We start from the raw sequence: 4,231 nt of genomic DNA, 5'->3' as shown, positions 1-4,231 counted from the left end.
TAGATTTGGACCCAATCATGCTGATCTCCATATCGGCCTGCGGCCTTCAAGAAAGCCGCAATACGAGGCCTGACAGAAGACCGCACTCGATCCGACCCAGACGTCGAAATCCTCTTGCTTCAAGGACGGCAACCACAGAAGTGTTCTTGCGCGAGAGCGGCGCAGGCTGGCAATTGACGCCACATATCTGGCGGATCTGCGCGACGCACTTACACCGAAGAAGAGTGCCCGTCTGTCCAGGATTTCCGAGGGTGGAGGTTAGCATCAGTCTGGGGGATGAAGTGCAAAGCCGAAAGGAGAAGCACATGTGTCCAAGTTGCAGCGTGGCAATAGGGCAGGTCTTTGACATGATCGCGTCAAGCGCAACCAGTCGGGTTGAGCGACCGCATGGTCGACACGAGATCGACGGCTGATAGCAAATCCCGGTCAGACCAAGGGATGAATTGCCCTGGATCGTCGCAATGGGCGGAAGGATTAAGCCGCTGCGCGGCATTGGCGCCTGTGGCAGGCGTTCGACTCGCAATTCAGCGTTAATTTTTTTAATCCTTTTCGGGCTGACGATGTGTTTCCTTTGGGCAAGCATTTTCTTCATGGAACCAATGCGCATGTCCGCGCGTTTGGTCTTGTGATTGGTCGCACGGACCATATCGCCTTGATCTTGACAGGATGCACAATGCGTACGTTCGCTATACCCTTGCTCGTTGCGGCCAGTTTTGGCCTTTCAGGACCCGCCGTTGCTCAGGATCTTGGGGATATGATCGGTGGAATTGCGCAAGGTCTGATCCAGCAAGAGCTGGATCGAACCACCTATATCGCAGCCCAAGAAACCAACACAGCCGCCGCCTATCGCAACTACCTGATGAAGTTCCCAAGGGGGCAGTATCGCACCAATGCGGAACGTGCGCTGGAACGTCTTGGTGGGCCAGTCGAAGGGATAGCCGTATCTGACGCCCAGATCGAGGCGCGGCTGTCGATTAACCGAGCGCAACGCATCGCAGTGCAGCGCAGGTTGACCCAGCTTGGCTATTCCACGCGAGGCACCGACGGTATCTGGGGTCGCAATACCCGTGACGCCATCGCCACTTGGCAGCGTGATCGGGGTGAAAAGGTGACCGGCTATGTGACGGCCGCGCAGTTCAGCATCCTGTCGAAAGGGGCCGCAGTGTCGCCGCCAGACACAACGCCCACGCCCACAACGCCGCCCGGTTCCTTGTCCGCTGCTCAGACCGAGGCGACGCTGCGGCTGACACGGTCGCAACGCACCAGCATTCAGCGCCAGTTGACGAGCATCGGCTATGATGCGGGGGTCGCAGATGGCTTGTGGGGCAGCCGTACCCGTGATGCGATCCGGGCCTGGCAACGGGCAAACAGAAATGATCAGACGGGATATGTGACAAACGCACAGGTCAGGCTGATCGCAAGTCAGTCAGGTGAACGCGGCCAGCTTCCTGTGGCTGGACAAGAAGAGGCCGCCGTTCTGGAAGAAAGCCTGTTGGAGTTGACGGTATCAGAACGAAGCGACCTGCAGCGCCGGCTGTCCAGATTGGGCTATGCAACAAGCCGCACCGACGGCACGTTCGGAGCGGGCACGCGCAGGGCGATTGCAAACTGGCAAGAAGACACCGGCCTGACCGCGACTGGGTATCTGACGGCAGATCAGGTGCGTCAGATCCGGATAGACACGGGCGGATAGGCCAGGAAATCAGAGCTTCGTGTGCCCTGAACGCCCTAACCTCCGCGCAAGGGTCGGGGTCATTCACTGCTGTACCGACATCGGCGCGGTGGATCAGGGGCGCGGCATGTTGTAACGTAATGATATGAAGAGATTCCCACCCGAACGAATTGTTTGCCTGACCGAAGAAACCGTTGAGACGCTGTATCTTCTGGGAGAAGAGGCCCGGATCGTGGGCGTCTCAGGTTATGCCGTGCGCCCGAAACGGGTGCGGCAGGAAAAGCCGCGGGTCTCGGCCTTCACCTCGGCGGATATCCCGAAGATCCTCGCGCTGGAGCCCGATCTGGTCCTGACCTTCTCGGACCTTCAAGCAGGCATCGCAGCAGATCTCATGCGCGAGGGGATCGCGGTGATGGGCTATAACCAACGCAGCATCGCAGGAATCTTTACCATGATCCGGCATCTCGGCGCGATGGTGGACCAGGGCAGCCGTGCGGATCAGTTGGCAGGTCACTACGAACAGCGGCTGGCGCAGGTTGCTGCCAAGGCCGAGGGACGCCCGCGCCCGATCGTCTACTTCGAGGAATGGGATGATCCGATGATCACCGGCATCGGCTGGGTGTCGGAACTGATCGAAATCGCCGGCGGGCGAGAGGCCTTTCCGCATCTGGCCGGCAAGGACAAGGCACGCGATCGCATCGTCACCTCAGAGCAGGTGATCGCCGCCGCACCGGATGTCATCCTTGCTTCTTGGTGTGGCAAGAAGGTGCGGCCCGAGAAGATCGCGGCCCGGCCCGGATGGGACGTGCTGCCGGCAGTGCGCGACGGTCGCATCGTCGAGATCAAATCGCCGTTGATCCTGCAGCCCGGTCCTGCCGCGCTCGGCGACGGGCTCGACGCAATCGTGGCAGCCTTGGCATGATTGCCGATCCTGACGGATGGCAACACCAATTGGGCAATGCGAGTGCGGCGTTGTTGGCGACCCGGCAAAACAAAACCTCTGATCGCATCGCATTGGATCAAAGCGCAGACCTCGCCGCCATCCACGAGACCGCGCGCACGGGCCGCGACACTCGGTCTAAGGCAGAGACAGACCGAACATCCTAAGCCGTGTCACAGCGTCGGTGACGAGGTACAGGGACCTCGTCGCACCGCAGGAGCTTGGTGCGGAACGGGCATGGCGTGCGATGCCTGTTGATCATCGCGCCCATCCAGAGGCCGTATGCCGAACGCGCTTGCGCCACCTGTCTTTTGCCGTCGGGCCAACTGTGATGCTGCTGCGGCAACATATCCTATGCGATCTCCCGGACCCGCGGCATTTCACGGGCGGATCGCACTACATATCCATTATCCCCGCCCGACCGATGGAATTTCAGCCCATGTTTCCAGAACTGCCTCGACCCGTCCGCCAATTTGTCACCGCATGCTTCCTACTGGAGATGGTGTCGCTTGGCGGTTCGATTGGCGGGTTCGGAAGCAGTATCCGCAACGTTCTGCTCGTGCTTGGCGGCTTCTGGCCCGAGGTCTTTATGGGCGCGGTGCCGTTTTTTCCGGGGCACGGGGTCCTGATGTTCGCGACCAGCGCTGTTTTGCACGGTAACCCCGTTCACCTCGGCATGAACATGTTTGGTTTGATCTGGCTTGGTCCGATGGTGGTGGACCGGCTGGGAGAGCGCGGTTTCTGGCCGCTGGCGGGGTTAAGCGCATTGGGCGCCGGATCATGCTACGCGCTTATGACAAACTCCACCCTGCCGATGATCGGGGCATCCGGCGTGCTGTATGGTCTGCTTGGAACAGTCTGCGTCTGGAAGGTGCTGGATCAATGGATGCGGGGCCGAAGTCTGATGCCCTTTGCGGCACCCGCCGCGATTTTCATCGGGTTGAACGTGCTTTTGATGCTTCCGGCGCGCGGACAGATCGCTTGGGAGGCGCATCTCGGGGGATTTATTGCTGGCGTGCTGTGCGGTGTCCTAACATGGAGAAGCGCGTTGCGGTAAGCGCTGACCTGCCAAATTGCACCATGAGGCGCGCTTCACTGCGGGTCTACCAATACACTGCTACGCCCCCCGCACCGATCCGTCGGCGCGGGGGAAAAGAACTCAGGCCGACCGCGTTTTGCGCGCCAGATATTCCGCAGCGCCATCCTTGGACAAGAGGGATTTCGGGCCACCGGCCTTTGCCTGCTTTTCGGCGACACGTTCCGAGATGTAAGCGAAAGCCGCAACAAAGCCGAGGGTGCCGAAGGTCAGAAAACCGATTGCGAAATCCATGGGGTGCTCCTGTGGGTGGTGTCAGACCAATGCGAACCAGTCTCCGGTTTCCCTACCCAGCCTTGGCGTCAGGCGGCGAAGAGACCGCGCCACTCGGCGAGAGCGGCGGTGCGGTTGGCCTTGAAGTTGTCCCGACTGTGTAGGGCGTGCTCCTGATTGAAGAGGTTGTGAACAGAGGAATGGACTGCGACAAACTTCTGTAGGGTTCGCATACGCCTGAAGCGCTGCATTGCTCTTTCGCGCCTTCGAAACGGAAGGTCGGAATTTTCCGCCCGATTGTTCTGGCGAT

At 60.0% G+C, this 4,231-nt stretch carries 5 protein-coding genes; 3 read left to right on the top strand and 2 right to left on the bottom strand.

What is annotated here, in order from left to right; translation table 11 throughout:
* Positions 1-673: 673 nt before the first annotated feature.
* The 3 genes from Q8K08_RS00055 (at position 674) to Q8K08_RS00045 (ending at position 3,669) form a co-directional block, all read left to right on the top strand.
* A complete protein-coding gene (locus Q8K08_RS00055; protein ID WP_305248761.1) occupies positions 674-1,693 on the top strand; it encodes a peptidoglycan-binding protein in 1,020 nt (339 codons plus the stop codon).
* Positions 1,694-1,817: 124 nt separating this feature from the next.
* Complete coding sequence (locus Q8K08_RS00050; RefSeq protein ID WP_305248760.1) at positions 1,818-2,594, top strand: cobalamin-binding protein; 777 nt, start codon at positions 1,818-1,820, stop codon at positions 2,592-2,594.
* Positions 2,595-3,051: 457 nt separating this feature from the next.
* Positions 3,052-3,669, top strand: a complete 618-nt coding sequence (locus Q8K08_RS00045) for a rhomboid family intramembrane serine protease (RefSeq protein ID WP_305248759.1) — start codon at positions 3,052-3,054, stop codon at positions 3,667-3,669.
* 102 nt (positions 3,670-3,771) lie between these two features.
* Here Q8K08_RS00045 and Q8K08_RS00040 read toward each other — a convergent pair whose 3' ends face one another.
* On the bottom strand, positions 3,772-3,942 hold the full coding sequence (locus Q8K08_RS00040; RefSeq protein ID WP_305248758.1) for a hypothetical protein: 171 nt from the start codon (positions 3,940-3,942) through the stop codon (positions 3,772-3,774).
* Between the two features lie 68 nt (positions 3,943-4,010).
* A partial coding sequence (locus tag Q8K08_RS00035; protein WP_370870464.1) for a DDE-type integrase/transposase/recombinase occupies positions 4,011-4,231 on the bottom strand: 221 nt, incomplete at its 5' end.

Source organism: Pseudotabrizicola sp. (assembly GCF_030684215.1).
GTDB lineage: Bacteria > Pseudomonadota > Alphaproteobacteria > Rhodobacterales > Rhodobacteraceae > Pseudotabrizicola.
This window is presented reverse-complemented; position numbering and strand designations above follow the sequence as displayed.